A 23,395-nucleotide genomic window follows, 5' to 3' on the forward strand; every position below is an offset into this window, starting at 1 on the left:
GTGTTCACAGGGAGAACCTGCTTTGTGCAAGGACATACGCCGTTTCCACTGCTCCACGAATACATAGAATAACGTGTACTCCCTTGGCATGCCGATGATTGAATGCGGGAGGTGAAACTGTTGCGCAAAACCCGTACTACAGCACGTTATGCAACCCAGTCAAATGGGACACGCAGAAAAACAGTGCTGAAGAAACGAAGAGGGAAGTCTGGAAACAAAAAGGGTACAAAGGCCTATTCATTCGTTATTCCATCCAGACAGCTGATGTCACAGGTTAAAGATGGAGTAGAGAATGGAGCGGTAAATGGCATGAGTGATGCTCCTGTACACAAGGAGGGTTCTCAGGGACCGGTGCTCTCGGTCATTATCCCTGCCATGAATGAGGAGAAAACGATTGGTGCAGTTGTACGTGAAGCGCTGCGGATATGTCATGATGCTGAAGTGCTTGTCATTGTGAATGGTTCAACAGACGGTACGGCTAACGCTGCCAAACGGGCTGGAGCACGCGTGCTCACGTATGCCGAAGCGCTGGGACATGATGGAGGACGAAAAGTAGGCGCAGAGGCGGCCTGTGGTCAGGTATTGCTGTTTACTGATGCAGATATCGCCATTCCTGCAGAGCACTTTGCACCTTACGTGAAGGCCGTGCTGAAGGGAACGGATGTGGCGCTTAACGACTACCATGGGCCTGTCACGCATCGTCCCGTTCATCCGGTTGTGGAGGCCAAACACATGTTGAACAGCATACTCGCGAGATCTGATCTCCGGGGGGCATCCATGACAGCTATTCCACATGCAATAAGCCGAAAAGCACTTGAGGTCATGGGGATATCCTCGCTGGAAGTTCCGCCACTCGCACAAGCCAAGGCCGTGATCGGCGGACTTCGGGTACGCGCTGTTCATCACGTACCTGTAGGCAGAATGAATGCAGTACGAATCAAGAAGCGAAACGGACCTGATCCGCTAAGTCAAGTGGTGCTGAATGATCATATGGCAGCGATCAAGTGGATTACGGATACGCTCGGTCCCCGCGGAGGTTATACCGATCTGAAACGTGTTCGCAATCTGGCGAGGTAAGCATGTCGCGTCTGATGATGCAGCATGCTGGAGGTGAGGAAATGAAGGGACGTTCAGGGGTTGTACGCCGCAGGCGGACAACAAATAGACGAACGACAACAGGAAGAACAGTGATTAACAAGCGTCATGGGAACAAAAAGCATGTAGAACTTCAAAAAAAAAGAAAAAGCCGCTCAACGTCTGACCAAGTGGATCTGCACTCGATGTGGAGAGCAGGGCAAGTTGCAGGAAGCGAGGCGAAGGCGCACAACACAGTCTCGGAAGAACACGCACGTCTCGTGTGGAATGCACACGCGTCGAACGCTGCGGAGCTAAGCAGCTTCGAGCTGACCCTGAAGGCAGGTAAGGCATTTATGCTGGGTTATGCTCATGCTTCGGGACATTCTTTCCAGATCGTGCCGCTCCCCCTTCGTCATTCGGCTGCTGCCGTAGTCTGTGCCTGTAATGAGGAACACACACTGGGGCAGGTGTTACTGCAACTTAAGCGGTTGCCTCTGACGGATATTATTGTCGTACTGAATGGAACGACAGATGACAGTTTGAAACAGGTACTCAGGCAGCCGGGACTTACCCTAGTTTATGAACCGGATCGGGCAGGACATGATGTGGGCCGGGCACTTGGAGCCAAGATGACGGATGCGGAGACAGTGCTTTTTGTGGATGGAGACATGGTCATCTCGGCTGAAGAACTTGCACCATTTCTGTTTGCGGTTGATCGCGGACAGGATGTGGCGTTGAATAATCTGACGTCTTTGCTTCCTTCGTTTGCAGGGCAGGATGAGGTGAGCCGAATCAAGGCATATCTGAACCGAACATTAGGCAGGGCAGATCTTGGTTCCAATTCCATGACAGCCGTGCCTCATGCCTTGTCTCGTCGTATGATTCAGACCGTGAAGCCGGCATCACTGGCCGTTCCGCCCAAGGCACAAAGTCTGGCTATTCAGCATGGAATGAGCGTATCGGCACCAAGTCAAGTGGATGTTATTCGTTCCAATCGTTTGCGTCCTGGTAACACGGGAAGTGGGAATGATGTCGCCAGATTAATCATTGGTGACCATCTGGAGGCCCTGGCTACATTGCTGGGTACGGGTTGGAGTTCAGCTCAGGCACATACACTCTCCCGTGCAGAAGTGGCTTACAGGAGGAACGCCAGATGACACTGACGAGTATCATTATCCCAACGTACAACGGTCTGGATCTGATCAGGCCCTGCATCGATGCCATACGTCAATACTCAGGCGATCCTTCGTCCTATGAAATTATCGTTGTAGATAACGGTTCAACAGACGGAACAGCTGAATATTGCGCGCTGGAGCGAATTCGATTTGTCAGGTTCCCGGACAATCGGGGGTTTCCGGCAGCGTGTAACGCTGGACTTCGTGCCGCTTGCGGGGATGAGCTACTGCTGTTGAACAATGATGTTACGGTCACGCACCATTGGCTGGAGAACCTGCGAACGGCTCTGTACAGTGACGCAAGTATTGGCATCACGGGTCCTGTTACGAATTATGCAAGCGGCATCCAGCAGGTTGAACTGGCGTTTCGGAATATGGAACATTTTCAAGAGTTGGCCCAATCCAATAATGTAGCGGATTCTTCAAGGTGGAAGGAAGTACGCCGAATCGTCGGTCTGTGCATGCTGATGAAACGAAATGTAGTGGAATCGGTTGGACTGCTTGACGAGGCATATTCTCCGGGACACTATGAGGATGACGATTATTGTTATAGAGCAAGGTTGCAGGGATATCGCTTGCTGGTATGCGGAGATGTTCTTGTGCATCATCAGGGAAGTGCCAGCTTCCAGAAGACCGATCCGGTAGCATGGAAACAGCTGCTTGAGCGTAATCGTTCGATTTTTATGAACAAATGGCATGTCGATCCGCTTGAATATATGGACATATCCGATGAAGGAGGGAACGTGGAATGAAAGGTGTAATTCTTGCCGGCGGAACAGGAACTAGACTGTATCCGCTGACCCGGCTCATTAATAAACATCTGCTTCCAGTCGGTAAACATCCGATGATTATGTATGGCATCGACAGGCTCCGCCAGGCAGGCATTGATGAACTATTGATTGTCATTAACAAACATTCCGCCGGTCTGTATACAGAGTATCTTGGTGGCGGAGCGGATCATGGGGTCAAGTTGACGTATCGCATTCAGGAAAAGGCAGGCGGGATTGCGGAAGCATTGGATCTGGCAACCTCCTTTATTCTTCCCGGCGAAAGATTTGTTGTGCTTCTCGGGGATAATCTCTTCAGCGACGATCTGAAGCCTTATGTGGACCGCTACATGCAGCAACCTGCGGGTACAGCGCGAGTGCTGCTCAAAGAGGTGGATGATGCACGACGTTATGGGGTGCCTGTCTTCGATCCCAATCATCCAGAGCGAATCTCGTACATTGAGGAGAAACCAAGCCAGCCGAAAACCTCTTATTGTGTAACGGGAATATATATGTATGATGATCATGTATTTAACCTGATTCGCAACATCGCACCGTCTGCACGGGGAGAATTGGAAATTACGGATGTAAATAATCACTATGCGTCTGCTGGCGGACTGGAATACGACATTTTGCAGAAATACTGGAGTGATGCAGGTACATTTGATTCGCTCCAGGAAGCAGCTGTCCGCATGAAAGGACAATTGCCCTAAAATATATGCGCCTGATGCTGCCGCTGTGCGGTGCCCCACGGGAGCAGAACACTCTGCGCCGGAGCTGGAAGGATGCTCCGGCGCTTTGCGCAGCGACAATCCTCGTGCATGCCAAAGGAGGGAATGGCGTGAGAGTAGTGACACGCACCGGGTCGGCAGTGGCCACCGTGTCAGGTAAGCCCCGGGGCATCCACCCGGCCGTATATATGGGCAGTGGCACTCCGGCAGAAGCAGGTGCAGAACCTGCTGGCGTCAGAGCTGTGAAGTCAGGGAAACGCAGTACCCCGACCAAAGCAGGTACATCTGCCGGCGCAGCGCATAAGGCCCGTGCAGGTAAAGCGAGCAGTACACGCAGTGGTGTGGGCAGAGCAGGCAAAGCTGGCCGTGCGAGCGCGAGCCAAGCGGCAAGAGCCAGCCGTCCCGGCAAAGACAAAGCCGGCCTGCGCCAGGCTACTGCTGGGCGCAGGTCTGCACCCGCGCGGGGCGGGCGTGCCGCTGCCCGCGCCAAGCAGCGCACGGCGATGCGCCGTGCGCCCATGCCAGCACCGCAAGCCAGCACGCCACAGGCGATGCCTGCCAGCGGTGCTGGCCCCGCCCCGCGCCAGGCGACACTCCCGAAGGGTGTCGCCCCCGCGGGGCGGGGAGGCGCTGCCGCCGCGCATGCGGGCAGCGCGAAGGGCTTGCCTGCGCCTGCCCCGCTCGCGGAGCAAGCAGTGCAGGCGCAGGCCGTGCCCGGCGGCTACGCCGAGGGCTACCGCGACGGCGTATTCGCCGGCGGGGAGGCGCTGGTGGCGCAGCACATCCCGCCGGATCATATCCTGCCAGCCGTGGCGGCAGCAGATCTGATCGCGGCGGGCTTCCGCCAATACGCGCCCAGCCTGACCAGGCTGTCCAGCCCCCATGAGATGGCTGGACACATCGTGGCGGCGCTGGATGCGCAGCGCCCCTTGTCTGTCGTTCGCCTCGGAGATGGCGAACTGCTTACCCTGGCAGCCGATACGGTGCTGCCCGGCCAGGAAGTGCAGGAGCTGGCACCGTTTCTGCCTTATGCAGGGGTGCCATGCTCCACGCCAGACATCCGCGCGATGCTTGCGGAAGCCATACAGGCCGCCGACTGGGTTGGCGTCCCGATCTCACGGGCGCCCACATTCCAGGGGCTGCTCTTCCCTGTACTGCGCCACTTCGGGATCGACTGGTCCCGGCTGAAGTTGACCAGCTCCACGATCAATTACAGTCTGCACCAGTCCGGGTTGTTGCTGCCGGTGCTGCAAGGACGGCGGGTTCTGCTTATCGGCAGTCAGGCTGCCGAGCTTGGGGCACTGCTGCATAACCGGGGGATTCATGTCACAGGCATCATTGGTTCTATGGCGGGAGTGATGGACATTCCGAGAGTGATGCAGCTCACCGCAGAACATGCCTTTGATATCGCATTGGTGGCAGCGGGTATTCCGGCGGTCATTCTGTGTCGGCGAATCGCAGGTGAACTCGGCAAAGTCGCTCTTGATTTTGGACATTTGGCTGACAAACTGGTAACAGGAGAGCTTCAACTCTAGTGGACCGTCCGGGGGCTGGTCATGTGCCGTGATGGCCTCGCGGACGAGTGGAAATGGAGGGAGCAATATGAGCACACCCGATCAACAGCGTGGGGAAGAACGTCATGGCCGCAGCAACAACAGCCGCAGTGAAAAAAATCGGAATGGCAGTATAGGCAGCGAAAAAAAATCAGCCCGCCGTACCACACAGCGCGATAACTCGCGACCTGTCATGGCAGTCCTGCATGCAGCAGGTCGTCGCTCAACGCGGAAATCCAGACGCAAAGGCAAAAGTAGCCGTGCCAGAGCCAGGCTGTACAAACAGGGATATCATAGAGGATATGACGAAGGTGTCCGCCAAGGACAGAGTTCGTTTGGACTTGTATTTGAAGGAGTCAGCATCATTATTCCCACGTACAATCAGCGGGAGTATGTGCTGCAATGTGTGTCCAGTATCGAAAAGCATACACCCGCTCCCTTCGAAATCATTGTCGTGGATAATGCCTCCAAGGATGGAACTGCCAAGGCATTGCTCCGTAAAGGCGGCATGGTGAGGGTTGCTGCCCTGGATCAGAATCGGGGGTTTGCCGGAGGTGTCAACCATGGGCTGATGATGGCGAGAGGGCGACATATCGTTGTACTGAACAACGATACACTGGTTACCCCGGGCTGGCTGGATAACATGATGACTTGTCTTGCCAGCGATCCGAAGATTGGTGTGGTGGGTCCGGTGACCAACTATATTGGCGGGGATCAGCAGATTGAGGTTCCGTATCGTGAGGTAGAAGAGATGTGGCCTTTTGCCGCCACACATAATCGCCCGGATGCAGACAAACATCGAATAACCGATCGCCTGGTCGGATTTTGCTGGCTATTCTCACGGGAACTGCTTGAACGGGTAGGTTATCTGGACGAAGGCTATGCGGTGGGCAATTTCGAAGATGATGACTGGATCATCCGGGTGAAACTGGCAGGATACCAGCTTGCGGTAGCCGGGGATGCCTTCATCCATCACTTCGGAAGTGTCAGCATGAAAGCGTTGGGAGAACAGGATTTTGCTATAGTGAACAAGGATAACGAGCAGTTTTATAGTCAAAAGTGGGGCGATCCCCATTCACTGGTTGCCGTAACCTCCCGCTTGGCAAGACAACAAACCTCTGACACCTCTTCGGGCCAACCAGAGGATAGAGACACAAGCCCAATCGATCCCCGTCAGCGAATCTCAGCGCAGGGTAGCCAAGATCCGACACTTCAGTTCAGACACAGCAGTGAATTCTACCCGGAAGGCTCGTTCGTGTCCGATGCCAACGGTGATGTATATACGTTAACTGGCGGTCGGCGCCGTAAACTGAACATCCCTGTACCGCGTGGAATATCGCCTGTTCAGGTTGCCAAACCTGATCTGCTCGCCATTCCCTCAGGAGAAGCACTGATAATAGCGGGTGAAGTGCACGGCTGGCCGATGGAGGCACATCAGGTGCAGCATAAAGGGGTTCAGGGTTCTTCCGATGCCTGGGCAGAGGGAAGTATTGTTGCCGCCGTGGATGCACCCGAGACACGATATCAGATCAGTGGAGGCAAACGGAGACGATTTGTATCGGTCTATGCCGCAGAACGTTGGGGTGTACATTCCGGGCATATTATCAGCGTGTCTGCGGACCAACTGAATTCGATCGAAGAAGGCTGGCCGATTATCGCCCCACCACAGCTCTTGAATCCGGATCTGTAATGTCAGGCGATCTGTATATGCGAAACAGCAGCATGATGCGGAATGAAAGATGCAGCGGTATCCTGTGGAATCGCTCTAACTCATTCCGCATCCGAATCATTGAAAGATCAGCGATTTCCTTTTACACTATGTCCAACAACAACGATCACCAAGCATAACTTGGAATCATGAGATAGGTATAGGGAGGAAGCACGGTGAAAAATTCTGTAGTCAACCAAGCCGAACAGATTGCCAGTAATTTTTTGCTGGAAAAAGTAACAAGCTCACATCATATCATCGGTAAAGGTTTTGTTAATCAGGTCTGCCTCGTGGAGACGGCAAGTCATAAAGTGGTTGTACGCATGAACGATCCAGATACATATTCCACCTTTGTAAAAGAAAAATGGTGCATCGAACAAGCGGCGAGTGTCGGTATTCCTAGTCCACAGACATTGTCCGTGGGGCGTACCGCTGGACATGCGTATATGATTCAAACGTATATCGAAGGAGACAACGGATTAGATACGACCGTGCCTGCCTCCGTAATCTGGAGGAAACTTGGAGAGTACACAAAACAGTTTCAATCCATCCCGGTGAATGGTTTTGGAAGGGAAATGCACGATGTGGTACAAAATCAATTTTATTCTCCTCCTCATGCGGGGTCGGATGGCAGTTGGCACGGATATGTGCAATACAATATCAATAGTCTCACGGAACAAGATCCATTGATTGAGCTTGGTGTCATTACGATGAAGCAATCACAAGTCGTAAGGCAATGGTTCGAACAATTGAAATTGCAAAAGTTCCGATTTGGCTTATGTCACGGCGATCTCTCTTTGAAGAATACAATCGTAAGTTCAACAGGTGAGATTACCCTTCTGGACTGGGGGAATGCAGAGGTCACCGTCGTACCGTATGGCGATATCATTCAACTCATACAATGCCAGGGGCGAGGCGAGGGACCTGACAAGGAAGAATTGAAAGCGTTCTTAAGAGGCAGTGGGACAAGTATACAAGAGCAAGAGCGTGAACTGAATCAAGCGAGTCATATATTGCTTTTAAAAGCTTTTGACACCCTGAGGTGGGCCATAGATCGAAGTCCGGATCAGATTGAGCTCTACACCGGATTAGCGAAGCAAGCTTTGGACCAGGTTTGGAGGTATCAATAGAGAGTAAAATCATGCATCTTTCAAATTTAAAATTTAATCTTTCTATTTGGTTATAGGTTTATTCTATTAGCAGATCCATTGACTCAGGAAAGGCACAGGAGTACATTTAGAGCCATAATTCTTATTTAACAGATGGGAATTGAGGGTCTAGGGCGTTCATAGTTACGCGTTCAGACCTTGATCTTAAAACCAATCAGGAGGTATGTCGATGTCATCATCAACCAAAAAAGTCGTGCTGTGGAGCAAAACAGGCTGTCATTTCTGCGGAGAAGTAAAAGCATTTCTGACAGAGCGAAACCAGCCTTTTGAGAACATTGAAGTGCAGGGTAATGACGTGCTCCGAGATGTGCTTGAAGCAAAATATGGCATTCGGCATGTACCCGTTATTGAAGTGGGCGGGGACGGCAAGTTTGAAGCTTTGCTGGAACCTGATCTGGAGAAGCTGGCTGAACTTCTGGCACGAGCGGACGAAGCGGCAGCGGTCTGACTGGAGTCGATATGTCCTTTTGGAACAACTCGTTCCGGCTGCTGTATGTTGCAAGATCGCATTAGTACAGCAGTTTGGAACGTTCATAACTGAGCACTCGATGAGATGTAAAAGCTTCTGATTCACATCTTCAATACTCATATAGAAAAAATCTATTAGTCGCGCTGTTGACCCTTTTACGGGGCAGTGATAAGATTTGTGAAATTAAAACAAACCAAACTCATAGGAATAGTTAACTTTTAAGTTATTTCGCATATGTAATCAGTTCAGAATGTCCCTTGATCATTCATTTGAAGATTATAATCCAAGGAAGGCGGAATGCACATGACAGCGAAACGCAGTTTGAAATTCGGAGCGATTGTACACGGCGTTGGAGGCAGCAATACCACATGGAGACACCCGGAGGTTCAGGCAGATGCCAGTGTTAACTTTGAGTTCTACAAGCGACAGACACTGAAAGCGGAAGAAGGCAAGTTCGATCTTGTATTTATCGCAGACGGTCTGTATATTACCGAGAAATCCATTCCCCATTTCCTGAATCGCTTCGAACCGATCAGTATCCTGTCCGCTTTGGCTGCCGTTACTTCACGGATTGGACTGGTGGGTACTCTATCGACATCCTATAGTGATCCGTTCACCGTAGCCAGACAGTTCGGTTCCCTTGATCAGATCAGTGATGGCCGTGCAGGCTGGAACGTTGTGACTTCCCCGCTGGAAGGTACGGCGAAGAACTACAGCAAGAGTCATCATCCAACGCATCCGGAACGTTATCGCATCGCCACGGAATATCTGCAGGTAACCAAAGGGTTGTGGGACTCGTGGGAAGATGATGCCTTTGTAAGAGACAAGGAGAGCGGTGTATTCTTCGACCCATCCAAGCTGCACACGCTTAATCATGAAGGGGAGTTTTTCTCCGTACAAGGTCCGCTCAATATTGCCCGTTCACGGCAAGGACAGCCGGTGATTTTCCAGGCAGGTTCTTCGGAAGATGGCAAAAACCTGGCTGCACAAGAAGCGGATGCTGTCTTTACCGGACACGATACAATTGAAGATGCTCAGGCATTCTATAAGGATGTCAAAACACGGGCAGCTTCCTATGGACGCTCTTCACAGGATATTGTCATTCTGCCGGGCATCAATCCTATTGTTGGACGGACAGAGGAAGAAGCTGAACAGAAATATCAGGAGATTGCAAGTCTGGTTACCATTGATAAAGCGCTGGATTATCTGGGACGTTTCTTCGAACATCATGATTTCTCCCAATATCCGCTGGATGAACCGTTCCCGGAGCTGAACGGAATTGGAAGCAACAGTTTCCGCAGTGGCACGGACAAAATCAAGAAGGATGCCAAGGAGCAGGGATTGACCTTGCGTGAAGTGGCTCTGCGGGCAGCAACACCACGCAGCAAATTTCTGGGCACACCTGAGCAGGTCGCTGACAAAATTCAGGAATGGTTTGAGACGGAGGCGGCAGATGGCTTCATTATTGCTTCCGAGCTGCCAAGTGGATTGTCTGATTTCGTGGAACTGGTAGTTCCGATTCTGCAAGAGCGGGGCCTGTATCGTACGGAATATGAACACGATACATTGCGAGGTAACCTTGGGGTGCAAATTCCGGTTAACCGTTATACGGCTGCCAGGGAGCAAGTGGTATCTGATTTGGCATAACAGATCGGGAACGAACGCGCATCTGATTATGAATGACTTTTTCCCTAACGAGTCTCAATTCATGTTCCAAATCAATGACAACGTTTCGTACTATCTTAAAACCGACTTAACTCATAGGATATATCAAGTATTGGGTATAAACATCAATTAAATGACACCTGTATACACAGAGGGGGAAGCGATATGAACAGGTCTATCTCATGGATGAAATATATGGCATTGGCAGCATTATTGGTGATGGTATTATCCGGTTGCGGAGCAGCGGGAGGCAGCACGAACGGTGCAGCACAGGCGTCAGGCGGGAATCAGGCCGGGCAAGCGGAAGGTGGCAACCTGACTTTTGCACTCGCGACTTCCCCGGATACGCTGGACCCTCATCGCAGTGGGCTTGCCGTAACGGTACGTGCCATCCGGACGATTTACGACAATCTGGTCGTACAGCTGCCGGACGGTTCCATCAAACCTTGGCTTGCCACAGAATGGAGCGTGTCCGAGGACGGCAAGAGTTATACGTTCAAGCTGCGTGAGGGCGTGAAATTCCATGATGGCACACCGTTTAATGCGGAAGCCGTGAAATACAACCTGGACCGGGTGATCGACCCAGCCACCAAAGCTGCCAATTCTCTGGCCCTGATTAGACCCTATAGCTCCTCAGAAGTCATTGATGAATATACCATCAAGGTAAATCTGGATTCACCATCGCAAGCTTTTCTCGGCAACTTGAGTCAGGCACTTCTGGGGATCGTATCCCCTGCAGCTGCCAAAAAATATGGTGATCAACTGGGTAAAAATCCGGTGGGTACAGGTCCGTATACCTTTGTGAAATGGGATGAAAATGCGGATATCGTCGTTGCCAAAAACAAGGATTACAACTGGGGACCTGAGACGGTTGAAAATAAAGCCGCACCCCATGTGGATACGATCACATTCAAAATTGTACCGGAAGAAGCGACGCGCATCGGAAGTGTACAGAGTAGTCAGGTACTCGCTGCGGAGACCGTTCCGCCGCAAAATATCGCTGCATTGAAAAACGATCCGAACCAGCAATTGTTGCAGGCCAATACAGTTGGACTGCCGTACACACTCTTTTTCAATTTGCGCAAAGCGCCTTGGGATGATGTGAAAGTAAGACAGGCGGTACAATCTGCCGTAGATGTGGAATCGATTGTGAAAACATTGTATCTGGGCAACTACGAACGCGCGTGGTCTGCACTGTCTCCTGGAATCCTGGGTTATGATGCATCGCTGGAAGGAAGCATTAACCCGGACATCAACAAAGCTAATCAGTTGCTGGACGAACAAGGCTGGGTGAAAGGTGCTGACGGTATTCGTGCCAAAGACGGCCAGAATCTGACCCTGCGTTATGTCGATGGTTCGCCCAATCGGGAGAAACGCAATGACATTGCTGCAATTATCCAGCAACAGCTTAAGCAGGTGGGCATCGCCGTTGAAGTGGAGATTACCAAAGATGTAGCAACGGTCATCTATCAGAACTGGGATTATGATCTCTATGGCAACAGTCAGGTCAACTCCGACCCGAATGCATTGTATGCCTTCTATCATACAAGTGCAGAGGGGCAGCGTCCGACCTTATCCGGGTTGTCTGATCCGAAGATCGATGAACTGCTGGAGCAGGGGGCCGTTGAGAGTGACGCGGATAAACGTGTCGAGATCTACAACCAGATTCAACAATACCTGATTGAGCAAGCGGTCATTCTGCCGATCTATGTATTCCCGTATACTGTCGCAGCATCCAAAAAGGTCGAAGGCATCAAGTTCGATTCACTGGGTTATCCACTTTTTAACGACGTCCGCATTCAGCCCTGACATGAAGGGTCAATCCAGATACAGGAAGGAGATATCCCGGTATGGTTCAAACGATACTGTCGAGACTTGCAACATCGCTGCTGGTTATATTCGGAGCTTCGGTGCTGGTGTACTGCATCATGTATCTCCTGCCGGGTGATCCGGTTCTGCTCATGCTGGACCCATCCTCGGCTACCCCGGAGATGATCGAGAATCTGCGGGCGCAGCTTGGATTGGATCAGCCGTTTTACATCCAGTTTGCGAACTATTTCGGTGATATGCTGCGTGGAGATTTTGGCAAATCCATGATCAATTCGGATCCGGTTTTGCCGAAAATACTGGAACATTTTCCAGCTACACTGGCTTTGACTGCACTCAGCTCCATCATTGCCATTACGATTGGAATTACACTTGGTGTATTGTCTGCGATTCACCGCAATGGCGTGATTGATTTCGTCGCACGGCTCGTTGGACTATTCGGTATCTCCATGCCAACCTTCTGGACGGGGATCCTGCTCATCCTGTTATTCTCGGTACAGCTTGGATGGTTCCCGGCCATGGGTTCCGACGGTTTCAGTTCACTGGTTCTTCCCGCGGCTACACTGGGTCTCGTGGGTGCAGGATTTATTGTACGGATGGTAAGGAACAGTATGCTGGAAGTCATCAACGAACCGTTTATCGTGGCCTTACGGGCCAAAGGCCTTTCGGAACGAGCTATCATGTATGGGCATGCACTTCGTAATGCACTGATCCCTGCCGTAACAGTAATCGGCATGCTGATCGGTGATCTGCTTGCTGGAACCGTTGTGGTGGAGACCGTCTTCTCCAGACAAGGAATCGGCCGAATTATTGCAGATGCACTAATGGCCAAGGATTTGCCCGTGGTACAAGGCGTTGTTTTCTTTACATCCATTATCTATGTGGTCCTGAACCTGCTGGTGGATATCTCGTATTCGTATATTGATCCCCGGGTTCGGCGTGCAGTCCGAACATGATGACGGATGGAACAGTCGAAATATCCTGACACGGAGTATGGAAGGAGGAGTTGTTGCTCATGAGCATGAAACCTTTGGTTAGTGACAAAAAAGCATGGGCAGGCGGTGCAGGACGTATACGTCTGTGGAATCGCCGCCCTTGGCGCTATCGGGTCTCATTCGCGGTATCCCGATTATTCTTTTATGCAGCATTGCTGGTGGTGGTATTCACCGTGGCATGTGCGATTGTACCAGGCTGGATTGCACCCTATGATCCAACTCAGATGGTGACGGATGCCATTCTGCAGGCTCCCTCTGCTGCGCACCTGTTCGGGACGGACTATTTTGGCAGGGATATCTTCAGTGTGGTTGTGCATGGAAGCAGGGATTCGTTGCTCATTGGATTCGCTTCGGTTCTTGTGGGCGGTATTGTCGGTAGTGCGCTTGGAATTATCTCCGGTTATGCCGGAGGCCTTGTTGATACGATCACCATGCGGGCTGTTGATATTCTGATGGCTGTACCCGGCGTGCTCCTGGCATTGTCTGTTGCAGCTGCTCTCGGGCCAGGACTGATGAATATTGCACTGGCTGTTGCCGTTTCCTCCATTCCGGGGTACGCACGGGTCATGCGGGGGCAGGTCATATCGGTTAAAGGGTTGCCTTTCATTACAGCGACACGTTCACTGGGCGGTTCCAATACCCGTATTTTCTGGAAACATGTACTTCCATATTCATTGTCACCGTTGCTGGTTATGGCTACGCTTGGCGTAGGTACATCGATCTTGACAGGCTCCGGGCTGAGTTTTCTTGGACTTGGGGTATTGAAAGAAATTCCAGACTGGGGTGCATTGCTCTCACAAGGTAGAGGTTATCTGACGGTTGCCTGGTGGATTTGTACGTTCCCGGGGCTGGCAATCACGTTGTTTGTACTGGCGGTTAATCTGATTGGAGACGATATTCGCGATCGGTTGGACCCCAAAGTAAAAGGAGCGGCCTGACCGCCATACCAAAATATAAAAATTTATAAGTTTCACCCTATCCATTTTTATATTTCACTGCGAAACGGTAGCTGTGCCACCAGAGGACGGCGACAGCCGTTTACGCTTGAGGAGGAATATTTGATGTCACATGTTGTCATTATTGCCGGATCACCGTCCAAACGTTCGCGTTTGACAGGTCTGACAGATTACAGTAGTCAGAAATTAACGGAAGCAGGCATCACCGTTGAAGTCATTCATGTTGCGGATCTACCCGCTGAGGATCTGGTGCAAGCCCGGTTCGACAGCTCATTCATTCGTGATGCACTGGCTGTCGTGGAAGCCGCGGATGCAGTCATTGTAGGTACACCGGTATACAAGGCATCGTACTCGGGAGTGCTTAAACTGTTCCTGGATCTGATTCCGCAAGAAGGTCTGCGGGGCAAGTTGACACTTCCACTCGTTATCGGTGGCTCCATTGCTCATCTGCTCGCCATTGATTATGCATTGAAGCCTGTACTGGCAGCCCTTGGTGGAAGACATATCCTGGGTGGTGTGTATGCTGTGGATCAGGGAATCGAACGACTGGATGATGGACAATTCGTACTCTCGGCGGATGTTACTACACGTCTGGAACGCTCGCTGGATGAATTGATATTGACACTGGAAAAGGATGGGATTACGATATCATAAAACCAAGTAAGTATATTGGATAAATTAGTATAAGATCAAACGTCTGCGGACGTGGATACGGAGGCGCTCATGAATATCGAGAATATTGAAGCATTTGTATATATCAATCATTATGGAAGCTTCAATAAGGCTGCCGAAGTACTCTTCTTGTCCCAACCTTCGGTCACAGCTCGCATTCAGTCACTGGAAAGGGAGCTGGGCTGCAAGTTGTTTGATCGGCTTGGCAAGCAAATCGTGCTGACAGAAGAAGGTCGGAAATTCCTGCCGTATGCGCAGCAGGTGCTGCAGGTCATTCAGAAAGGCAAGCAGAAGATTCAGCAACGCCGGACAACACCGGATGCGCTTCGACTGGGTAGTACAGTATCGGTATCGAATTATGTCATTCCCGATTTTCTACCCAAGATCAAGGAAGCTTACCCCGAAATTAATATCAAACTGACGACTGCAACGACGGATCAGCTGATTGCCAAATTGCTTGGTCAGGAGATCGATCTTGCTTTTGTACGCAAGGTGATGCATCCTGCGATCCGTACGGTTGCTTTTTATGAAGATCCGATCCAGCTCTATGTGTACAAAGGACATCCATTCATTGAGAGCGGGCATGTCAGCATGGAAGCGATCCGGCATGAGCAACTGGTCTTTTTCGAATGTGGTTCGCTGGACTGGCTTCGCATTCACCGGGCTTTCGACTCGCTGGAACATCCGCCGAATATTACATATCATGTCGATAATTCGGAGACAGCGAAGAAACTGGTTATGCAAGGGGCAGGCATTGCCTTTCTCCCGGGACTTACCGTGAAGAAGGAAGTGCAGAATCAGGAGTTATTCCCCATTCAGGTACATGAGGTGGCAGGTGTATCGTTGCAGATCAGCGTTGTCACGTTAAAGGAAGAATATTCGCCATTGGCAGAGCCCTTCGGGGAACTGCTGCGACAATTATAGAGCATCTAGAGTGCAGAGAGCGATCGGAAGATGGTACTGCAATCGGAGTGATAACGTGTAACCTCTCTAGTTCAACTTAATAGTGATCAAGAACAGCGGTTCAGCACAATCAAGGAGGAGAAGGATATGAGTATTCGTGTTGGCATTTTGGATCAGACCCCCATCTATGAAGGGGAAACGGCAGTGGATGCTTTTCGGCATACGATTGAGCTGGCACAGCGGGCAGAGCAGCTTGGATTCCATCGGTTCTGGGTATCGGAGCACCATGATTCCGGGCATGTTGCAGGTTCCTCCCCGGAGGTACTCATCTCCCACTTGCTTGCACATACGAAGCGGATTCGTCTGGGGTCTGGCGGAGTGATGCTCCAGCATTACAGTCCATACAAAGTCGCCGAGAATTTCAATATCCTCGCAGCACTCGGACCGGGAAGAGTTGACCTGGGAATTGGTCGTGCTCCAGGTGGATTACCGCGTTCGACTCAGGCGTTACAGGAAGGTATTCAGGATGCGGCATCTCTTCAAGAGAAAATCGTTCAGGTGAAGCGATACATCCACAATGAACCACATGCAGATTCATCCCATGCACTTGCGGGGCTCACTGCTTCGCCTGTGTCCGACATTCCAGCGGAGCTGTACGTACTTGGAGCCAGTGTTGACAGTGCAGGTATGGCTGCGGAACTGGGACTTCCATATGTCTTTTCACTGTTCATTAACAGTAATATCGAGGTAGCGCTTGAGGCCATCCGTGTATATCGTGAACAATTCGATCGTTCCCAGGGACGAGAGCCCTACGCTGCACTGGCTTTATCCCTGATTGTGGCTGAGAGTGAGGAAGAAGCGGAAGGGCTTGCGAGTGAACATAAGCTGGTGAAAATTCACATGGAGAGTGGCAAAGTGTTAACGGTCGGTTCTGTGGAGCAGGCGGAAGAATTCGGACGTCAATCCAACGAAAAATACCGACTTGAAATTCTTGAACCAAGCGTGACCCGGGGCACGAAAGAGACCGTAGGTCAGGCGCTGTTGAAGTTCCAGCAGGATTTTGCCGTGGAAGAGTTCATTGTGACTACAGCGACACGGGACTTTGCCAAGCGAATTCGTTCATTCGAATTATTGCGTGAAATTCTGGCAGAGCAGGGACTAAGCGAATTTGCACTGGAATCCAAGGAACAGGAAGCAGCAATTGGATAGAAGCAGGACAGTGAATATATACGAATGGGGGGCCATGGGATGAAAAGTGATCTGGAACAGCCCAAACAGCAGGCTGAAGAGCAACTACAGGGACGCGAGTATGAGCTTCACGGTGCACAGGCGGAAGCATTCGAGGAACGTTTAATCACCATTCGGCGACACCTGCATAGTAACCCGGAATTGTCCGGCGAGGAAAGGGAGACGACGGCTGCCATTCGCAGTTGGCTGGAAGAGGAAGGCGTTCGTATTGCAGACGAATATGTGTTGCGGACAGGGCTTGTCGCTGAAGTTGGCCAAGGAGACGGTCCTGTTGTTGCCCTAAGAGCGGATATTGATGCGCTGCCCATTCAGGAAGAGACGAAGCTGGATTTTGCCTCCCAGGTGGATGGAAAGATGCATGCTTGTGGACACGACGCACATACCGCTATTCTGATTGGTGCCGCACGATTACTTAAACAGCGCGAGTCCACACTCCCGGGGAAAGTACGCTTGTTGTTCCAGCCATCGGAGGAAAAAGCAACGGGTGCACGGCAAGTGATTCAGAGCGGTGCATTATCCGATGTTCGGGCCGTATTTGGGCTGCATAACAAACCGGATCTTCAGGTGGGCACGGTAGGCATTCGGGAGGGCGCATTGATGGCAGCAGCGGACGGTTTTGTGGTCAAAGTGGAAGGGGTAGGCACCCATGCAGCCGTGCCTGAAGCCGGCATTGATCCGATTGTGGTAGCCGCACATATCGTCACGGCTCTACAGGCGATTGTGAGTCGTAATGTGGGCGCACAGGAGAGTGCCGTCATCAGCGTCACCAAGCTCCACAGCGGCACAGCCTGGAACGTCATTCCGGATGAAGCCATACTCGATGGCACAGTGCGGACCTTTGATGAGAAAGTGCGTGCCCGGATTCGCGAGCGTTTCAATCAGGTGGTCGCCGGTGTGGCGGCGGCCTATGGCACACGGGCTACGGTTCGCTGGATTCAGGGACCACCTGCCGTGGTCAACGATGCGTCTCTCGCATCTGCGGCGGAGCAGGTTGCAAGTGAGATTGGGCTGAATAGTGTAAGACCGCTACCTTCTCCGGCAGGGGAGGACTTCTCTTTTTATCAAAAAGAAGTTCCGGGCCTGTTCCTCTTCCTGGGCACCTCTGGCCCGAACGAGTGGCATCATCCTGGCTTTGATGTGGATGAACGAGCGCTGCCGCTGGGCGCATATCTTCTGGCTGCATTGGCTGAACAGGCACTGCATAATGTCCAAGCACAACAGGAGGGATAGGTTCAGTGAGTCTCTGGATCATATCCATTATCGGAACGGTTCCGTTCTGCGGCAATCGTTATTCGTATTCCTTTCCAGCAAGAGCATGGTAGGACAAAGAGTCGTTGAATATTATCCGATGGTGTAGTTATGGCTAGGGCTGGCGCAGAAGCGTCAGCCCTGTTTGGGTTTTCTTACAGGAGTGGAATGAAGGCGCGAATGAGGTTCATTTTTTTGAAATGGAAATATTTGTTGACGCTACTCAAACGGATGTGCTATATTTTTCTCGACCTTTAATCGTAATAATTACTATTAGTAAAAAAGAAGAACAGGAGTAGTCGCTGCGATGAAACAGGAGATCGAATTTATCAAGTTCAGTCCCACCCAAAACATGACGATTCTGGTTAAAACGGATCATGCAGCCGAGCATTACAGTCATATTGCTACCCGGCTAATGTCGTATGACAACGTTTATGCTGAACAAGTGGGATTCATTGAACCAACGAGTAGACCGGAAGCTGTGGCTCGTCTAGAAATGGCCGGAGGCGAGTTCTGTGGCAATGCCTGTATGGCACTTGCAGCACACCACGCATTTGAAGCAGGACTGGCACAAGAGGAATCTATGGACATCGTGCTGGAAGTTTCCGGAACAGATCAACTGATCATGTGCCATGTGAAGAAGCAGCAGAATGAATATGACTGCAAGGTAACCATGCCGGTTCCGAAGCAGATTGAGCAACGAACAATCCGGTACGAAGGTATTGAGCTGGATATGGTGATCATCCGGTACGCTGAGTTCATCCATATCGTAATTGAAGTCGATGACTTCGACGATCCGATGAAGAAGAGGGCACAGAGCCTTGCAAGGTTACTGGGACTAACACTGGGAGATAAGCTGATCGGCATCTTGTTATATCAGCCGCACTTGGCTGAAATGGCCCCGCTCATCTATGTTCCGGAGCTGGATAGTCTGATCTGGGAGAGAGGGTGTGGTTCGGGCACAGCCTCCGTGGGAGCCTATCTCGCATGGAGTCAGCAGAGGCAGATTACGCAGTACATCAAGCAACCGGGTGGTGCGATTAAAGTGGAAGCGCAGTGGAATGGCGCAGAACTTGGGGACATTGCGATTGAGGGATTGGTTGGCATCGTGGCACAGGGCAAAGCCTTTATTAATGCTCCAGCAGAATGGAGCTTTGTAAACGCATGAGGTACATGAACCATGATCGAGACAAGTATGGAGGGACAAAGAAATGATCACATTGGTCCATTTTCAGAAATGTATGAGTGAATTTGAAGAGAAATTTGACCAGCTCGCGAGCAAGTATGATCATACGATTCAACATAGTGCGGAGCTGGAGGCTGCAATCAATGACTATTCCCGCTTTGTAACCGATCAGGAGAATAAGGCAGCCTGGGAACAGTTGAAGCCTTCGGAGCTGGAAGAACTGGATTCGCTTATAAGGCAGTTACGAAATAGATCCGCCCAGTGTGTGGCGATCATGGAGAAATATCGTGCATTGAAGTTGGAGAACGGGGATGTGCAGATTGCTGATTACTTCAAAAATATCGAAGAGTGTATCGATAAAGAATTCGGCAGCTTCCATGTCACCTCCGATTCCAAAGTATTGTTGGTAGGTTCCGGTTCCTTCCCCATGACACCATTACTCATTGCCAAGCGAACAGGTGCAGATGTCGTCGGGATCGATATTGATGAAGAATCCATCACACTCGGGCGAAAAGTGGTGGAGTTACTGGGCACGGGTTTGAAGATTCGTTTGGAGTCAACATTGCTGGAGAATCTGGATTATACCAGGGAAGCAACCCATATCATTTTCAGCTCTACCGTGGCTCCTAAATATGAGTTGCTCGATCAACTGCATGCACTGACGAATAAACAGGTCGTTGTAGCCATGAGATATGGGGACCAGTTGAAGTCCTTATTCAATTATCCCATGGAAGAGACGGACCGTAGCAAATGGAAGCTGGTGGACCAGATTCTGCGTCCGGATGATGTGTTCGATATTGCGTTGTACCAGAAAGCATAGGATGCAAGTGCATCCAAGTACGTCCCAAATACATCCAAATGGATTCCAGGTTGAACTCTGAATATAGGAGGTTAATATGAACAATCTTCAGCGAATTCTGATCCTCGGAACCGGACCTGCATCCATTCAGCTTGCGGTAACGCTCAAAAATCATCTTAACTGCTGCATAGGCATTGCGGGGAGACAAACGGTTCGATCAGCGTCCGTATTCGCAGCCCTCGAACAGAGCAATGGGCATGTTCAGGTCAGCATTCAAAATGAGAAACATCAGCCACTCGCAGGTGAGTGTTTCATTGATCATGTGTTCAAGGGATATGACACCACCCAGGGGGAATGGGATACACTCATTTTGGCGGTTACCACCGATGCGTATATCGATGTTTTGGAACACATGAATGAACAATTCATCAAACAACTAAAATGTATCATTTTGGTTTCGCCAACGTTCGGTTCGAATCGTCTAGTGAGCCATTATATGAGAGAGCGGAATGCTGCGCCGGAAGTGATCAGTTTCTCTACCTACCTCGGAGATACCCGTTGGATGCACGAATATCCGTCCAATCATGTGCTCACAACAGGGGTTAAGAAAAAGGTCTATATCGGTTCCACTCAATACCAATCTAAACAGGTTAGCAGGCTATGCCAAGTGTATGAGCGTTTGGAGGTTGCGCTGGAAGTAATGCGATCTCCACTGGAGGCGGAAACGAGAAATATTTCGTTGTACGTGCACCCGCCTTTGTTTCTGAACGACTTCTCATTAGAAGCCATCTTTGGAGCATCGAATATTCAGAAATATGTATACAAGATGTATCCTGAAGGTCCGATTACACAGGAGTTAATACGTGAAATGCGGGCGCAGTGGCAGGAGATTATGCATATTACGGACCGACTCCACATCCAGGGAGTAAACCTGCTTCAATTCATGACGGATGACAATTATCCGGTTCGATTAGAGAGTATATCACGCCAGGATATCGATAATTTTAATCATTTGCAGGTCATTCATCAAGAGTATCTATTATACATACGGTACACCTCGCTGTTGATTGATCCATTCTCGGAACCCGATTCGGAAGGCAAATATTTTGATTTTTCAGCGGTGCCATTTCGTAAAACATTCATGAACAGAGAAGGAGAGCTGGACATCCCGCGGATGCCCAAGGAAGATTACTATCGCATCAAAATTATTCAAGGCATCGCCAGACACCTGGATGTGAGCTGTCCAACGATTAATCTATTCATCGCCAGATATGAGGCGAAGCTTCAGGAAGTGGCTGACGCACATCCGCATCAACACTTGTCCGAAGCCTTTGTCATCCAATCCTTTGAAGAGGATATCCGCATGATCTGCACCGGACTTTTAAGTTGACGGGTCTAGTTATATTAATTTAAGTAAGTTGAATTTAGTTTTACACAATAACGAAGAGGACAGAAAAAACCTGAAGAAGCGAAGCGCTCGCCTTTATCCCCGAAATGCTACCTTTAGGAGATAGATTCAAGAAATTCGGGGATAACAGCGATCGGAAGGTTGTTCTGTCATCGAAGTGGCAAGTGTAAATTTTTAGTTTTGCTTACTAGTCGGGAGGAAATGTTGTGAGAAAAGGTCTTACTTTTACATCTATATTATTGCTGGTATCTGCCATTACGGTGCTGGCAGGATGCGCTCAGAGCACAAAAGAGAAAGAGAGCACCCAAACGGAGCCTGTCAATAGCCAGGTACAAACGGAGCTTATCTATGCTTCTGCCAAAGATATCAATGATATGAACCCCCATCTATACACAGGCTCCATGCCTGCACAAGGAATGGTATATGAGTCACTGGTGGAAAACACGCCCGACGGCATCAAGCCATTGCTGGCTGAATCATGGGATATCTCGGAGGATGGCAAGACCTACACCTTTCATCTGCGACAAGATGTGAAATTTCATGATGGTGAGCCGTTCAACGCTGAGGCTGTCAAACAAAATATCGATGCAGTACAAGCCAATGCAGCAAAACACGCCTGGATCAAGCTGTCTACCAAAATCACGAGTGTAAAGGTAATCGATGAGCATACAGTGGAGCTAGTGCTGTCGGAAGCCTACTATCCCGCACTGGTGGAATTGTCCATGACAAGACCTTACGTCTTCATATCACCCAAAGATTTCAAGGATGGTGGAACCAAAGACGGGGTGAGTGGTTTCCACGGCACAGGACCTTACAAGCTAATTGCTCATAAAGTTGAAGAGAATGCCACATTTGAAGCCAATGAAGACTATTGGGGCGGTGCACCTGCAATTAAGTCAATCACATCCAAGGTTCTTCCGGCAGGGGAAACGACATTCCTGGCATTACAAAAGGGAGAAATCAACTTTGTGTTCACGGATGACCGGGGGGCAGACAGTATTGATGTCGAGGCCATGGACCAACTGGCTGAATCCGGGAATTATCAAGTGGTGCGAAGTGAAGCAATGAATACGAATATGATCGTAGCCAATAGCAGTCACGAGAGTAGTCCGGTTCAGGAAACGGCAGTGCGGGAAGCGCTATGGGTTGGCATTGATCGGGAAACGATCAGTAAAGATATTTTCAATGGTACACAAACCGTAGCTGACACGCTATTTTCGGCCAATGTCAATTACGCCAAGGTGGACCTGAAGAAACGGGAGTATGATCCGGAAATGGCTAAAAAGCTTCTGGACCAAGCTGGCTGGACATTGGCAGACGGTGATGTGGTGAGAACGAAGAGCGGTCAGCCTTTAGCTATGAAACTATACTATGACAGCAACTCGTCTTCACAGAAAATACAGGCCGAATTGATCCAGTATTCCATGAAAGAACTGGGTGTTCAACTGGAGATTGTAGGCGAAGAGTCCACTTCCATCGCGAATCGGAGAGCAACCGGGGAATATGATCTGCTCTTTAATCAAACCTGGGGACTGGCCTACGATCCACAGAGTACCATCGCTGCATTTACGTCAGATTCAGCATACAAGCATACGACAAGTGGAATTACAGAAGCAGATGAACTATATCAGAAAATTGATGCGGTCATGGTCTCCACGGATGAGGCTTCCCGCCAATCCCTGTATGCCGACATTATGAAGATCGTCCATGATGAGGCGGTATTCATCCCCATTACCAACGGACGTGTCACCGTAGTCGCTCCTGATAATCTCGATGGAATCTCATTCAAGCAGACCCAATATGAACTACCTTTTGAACAAATGAATTTTAAATAGAGCG

20 protein-coding genes are annotated in these 23,395 nt (G+C 50.3%); all 20 read left to right on the top strand.

Translation table 11 applies throughout. The annotated features are described in order from the left end of the window. The first annotated feature begins 111 nt into the window (after positions 1-111). The 20 genes from ACTHPG_RS21980 to cntA all read left to right on the top strand — a co-directional run bounded on the left by ACTHPG_RS21980 (position 112) and on the right by cntA (position 23,391). Positions 112-1,077, top strand: coding sequence for a glycosyltransferase family 2 protein (locus ACTHPG_RS21980; RefSeq protein ID WP_440391653.1), 966 nt, complete (start codon positions 112-114; stop codon positions 1,075-1,077). 41 nt (positions 1,078-1,118) lie between these two features. Then, a complete protein-coding gene (locus ACTHPG_RS21985) occupies positions 1,119-2,234 on the top strand; it encodes a glycosyltransferase family A protein (protein WP_440391525.1) in 1,116 nt (371 codons plus the stop codon). Continuing rightward, entirely contained in the window at positions 2,231-3,004 is a 774-nt protein-coding gene (locus ACTHPG_RS21990; RefSeq protein ID WP_440391526.1) for a glycosyltransferase family 2 protein, read from the top strand. The genes ACTHPG_RS21985 and ACTHPG_RS21990 overlap by 4 nt, the downstream gene beginning before the upstream one ends. Beyond that, positions 3,001-3,732 (top strand): sugar phosphate nucleotidyltransferase, encoded by a 732-nt coding sequence (locus tag ACTHPG_RS21995; RefSeq protein ID WP_440391527.1) that lies wholly within the window; start codon positions 3,001-3,003, stop codon positions 3,730-3,732. Before ACTHPG_RS21990 ends, ACTHPG_RS21995 begins: the two co-directional genes overlap by 4 nt. Before the next feature lie 905 nt (positions 3,733-4,637). Continuing rightward, complete coding sequence (locus ACTHPG_RS22000; RefSeq protein ID WP_440391528.1) at positions 4,638-5,285, top strand: GT-D fold domain-containing protein; 648 nt, start codon at positions 4,638-4,640, stop codon at positions 5,283-5,285. 67 nt (positions 5,286-5,352) lie between these two features. Continuing rightward, positions 5,353-6,993 (top strand): glycosyltransferase family 2 protein, encoded by a 1,641-nt coding sequence (locus ACTHPG_RS22005; protein ID WP_440391529.1) that lies wholly within the window; start codon positions 5,353-5,355, stop codon positions 6,991-6,993. Between the two features lie 194 nt (positions 6,994-7,187). After that, positions 7,188-8,141 (top strand): aminoglycoside phosphotransferase family protein, encoded by a 954-nt coding sequence (locus ACTHPG_RS22010; RefSeq protein WP_440391530.1) that lies wholly within the window; start codon positions 7,188-7,190, stop codon positions 8,139-8,141. A gap of 208 nt (positions 8,142-8,349) precedes the next feature. Beyond that, on the top strand, positions 8,350-8,628 hold the full coding sequence (locus ACTHPG_RS22015) for a glutaredoxin family protein (protein ID WP_036605813.1): 279 nt from the start codon (positions 8,350-8,352) through the stop codon (positions 8,626-8,628). 324 nt (positions 8,629-8,952) lie between these two features. Next, positions 8,953-10,296, top strand: coding sequence for an LLM class flavin-dependent oxidoreductase (locus ACTHPG_RS22020; protein WP_440391531.1), 1,344 nt, complete (start codon positions 8,953-8,955; stop codon positions 10,294-10,296). A 183-nt stretch (positions 10,297-10,479) separates the two neighbouring features. Continuing rightward, positions 10,480-12,123: an ABC transporter substrate-binding protein gene (locus tag ACTHPG_RS22025; RefSeq protein ID WP_440391532.1), complete on the top strand. Its 1,644-nt coding sequence runs from the start codon at positions 10,480-10,482 to the stop codon at positions 12,121-12,123. Between the two features lie 41 nt (positions 12,124-12,164). After that, positions 12,165-13,097, top strand: a complete 933-nt coding sequence (locus ACTHPG_RS22030; protein ID WP_440391533.1) for an ABC transporter permease — start codon at positions 12,165-12,167, stop codon at positions 13,095-13,097. 59 nt (positions 13,098-13,156) lie between these two features. Further along, on the top strand, positions 13,157-14,074 hold the full coding sequence (locus ACTHPG_RS22035) for an ABC transporter permease (RefSeq protein ID WP_440391534.1): 918 nt from the start codon (positions 13,157-13,159) through the stop codon (positions 14,072-14,074). Between the two features lie 123 nt (positions 14,075-14,197). Further along, positions 14,198-14,746, top strand: coding sequence for an NADPH-dependent FMN reductase (ssuE, locus tag ACTHPG_RS22040; protein WP_440391535.1), 549 nt, complete (start codon positions 14,198-14,200; stop codon positions 14,744-14,746). Between the two features lie 69 nt (positions 14,747-14,815). Beyond that, positions 14,816-15,688, top strand: a complete 873-nt coding sequence (locus ACTHPG_RS22045) for a LysR family transcriptional regulator (protein WP_339305856.1) — start codon at positions 14,816-14,818, stop codon at positions 15,686-15,688. A 126-nt stretch (positions 15,689-15,814) separates the two neighbouring features. Continuing rightward, on the top strand, positions 15,815-16,876 hold the full coding sequence (locus ACTHPG_RS22050) for an LLM class flavin-dependent oxidoreductase (protein ID WP_440391536.1): 1,062 nt from the start codon (positions 15,815-15,817) through the stop codon (positions 16,874-16,876). Positions 16,877-16,915: 39 nt separating this feature from the next. Continuing rightward, positions 16,916-18,145, top strand: a complete 1,230-nt coding sequence (locus tag ACTHPG_RS22055) for an amidohydrolase (protein ID WP_440391537.1) — start codon at positions 16,916-16,918, stop codon at positions 18,143-18,145. A 325-nt stretch (positions 18,146-18,470) separates the two neighbouring features. Next, positions 18,471-19,331 (top strand): diaminopimelate epimerase, encoded by an 861-nt coding sequence (locus tag ACTHPG_RS22060; RefSeq protein ID WP_440391538.1) that lies wholly within the window; start codon positions 18,471-18,473, stop codon positions 19,329-19,331. Positions 19,332-19,374: 43 nt separating this feature from the next. Further along, positions 19,375-20,169: an SAM-dependent methyltransferase gene (locus ACTHPG_RS22065; protein ID WP_440391539.1), complete on the top strand. Its 795-nt coding sequence runs from the start codon at positions 19,375-19,377 to the stop codon at positions 20,167-20,169. 76 nt (positions 20,170-20,245) lie between these two features. After that, a complete protein-coding gene (locus ACTHPG_RS22070; protein ID WP_440391540.1) occupies positions 20,246-21,538 on the top strand; it encodes an opine metallophore biosynthesis dehydrogenase in 1,293 nt (430 codons plus the stop codon). Positions 21,539-21,762: 224 nt separating this feature from the next. Then, positions 21,763-23,391 (top strand): staphylopine-dependent metal ABC transporter substrate-binding lipoprotein, encoded by a 1,629-nt coding sequence (gene cntA / locus ACTHPG_RS22075; protein ID WP_440391541.1) that lies wholly within the window; start codon positions 21,763-21,765, stop codon positions 23,389-23,391. The last annotated feature ends 4 nt before the right edge of the window (positions 23,392-23,395 follow it).

Origin of the sequence: Paenibacillus sp. SAF-068, assembly GCF_051967555.1 — a bacterium.
Taxonomy (GTDB): domain Bacteria; phylum Bacillota; class Bacilli; order Paenibacillales; family Paenibacillaceae; genus Paenibacillus.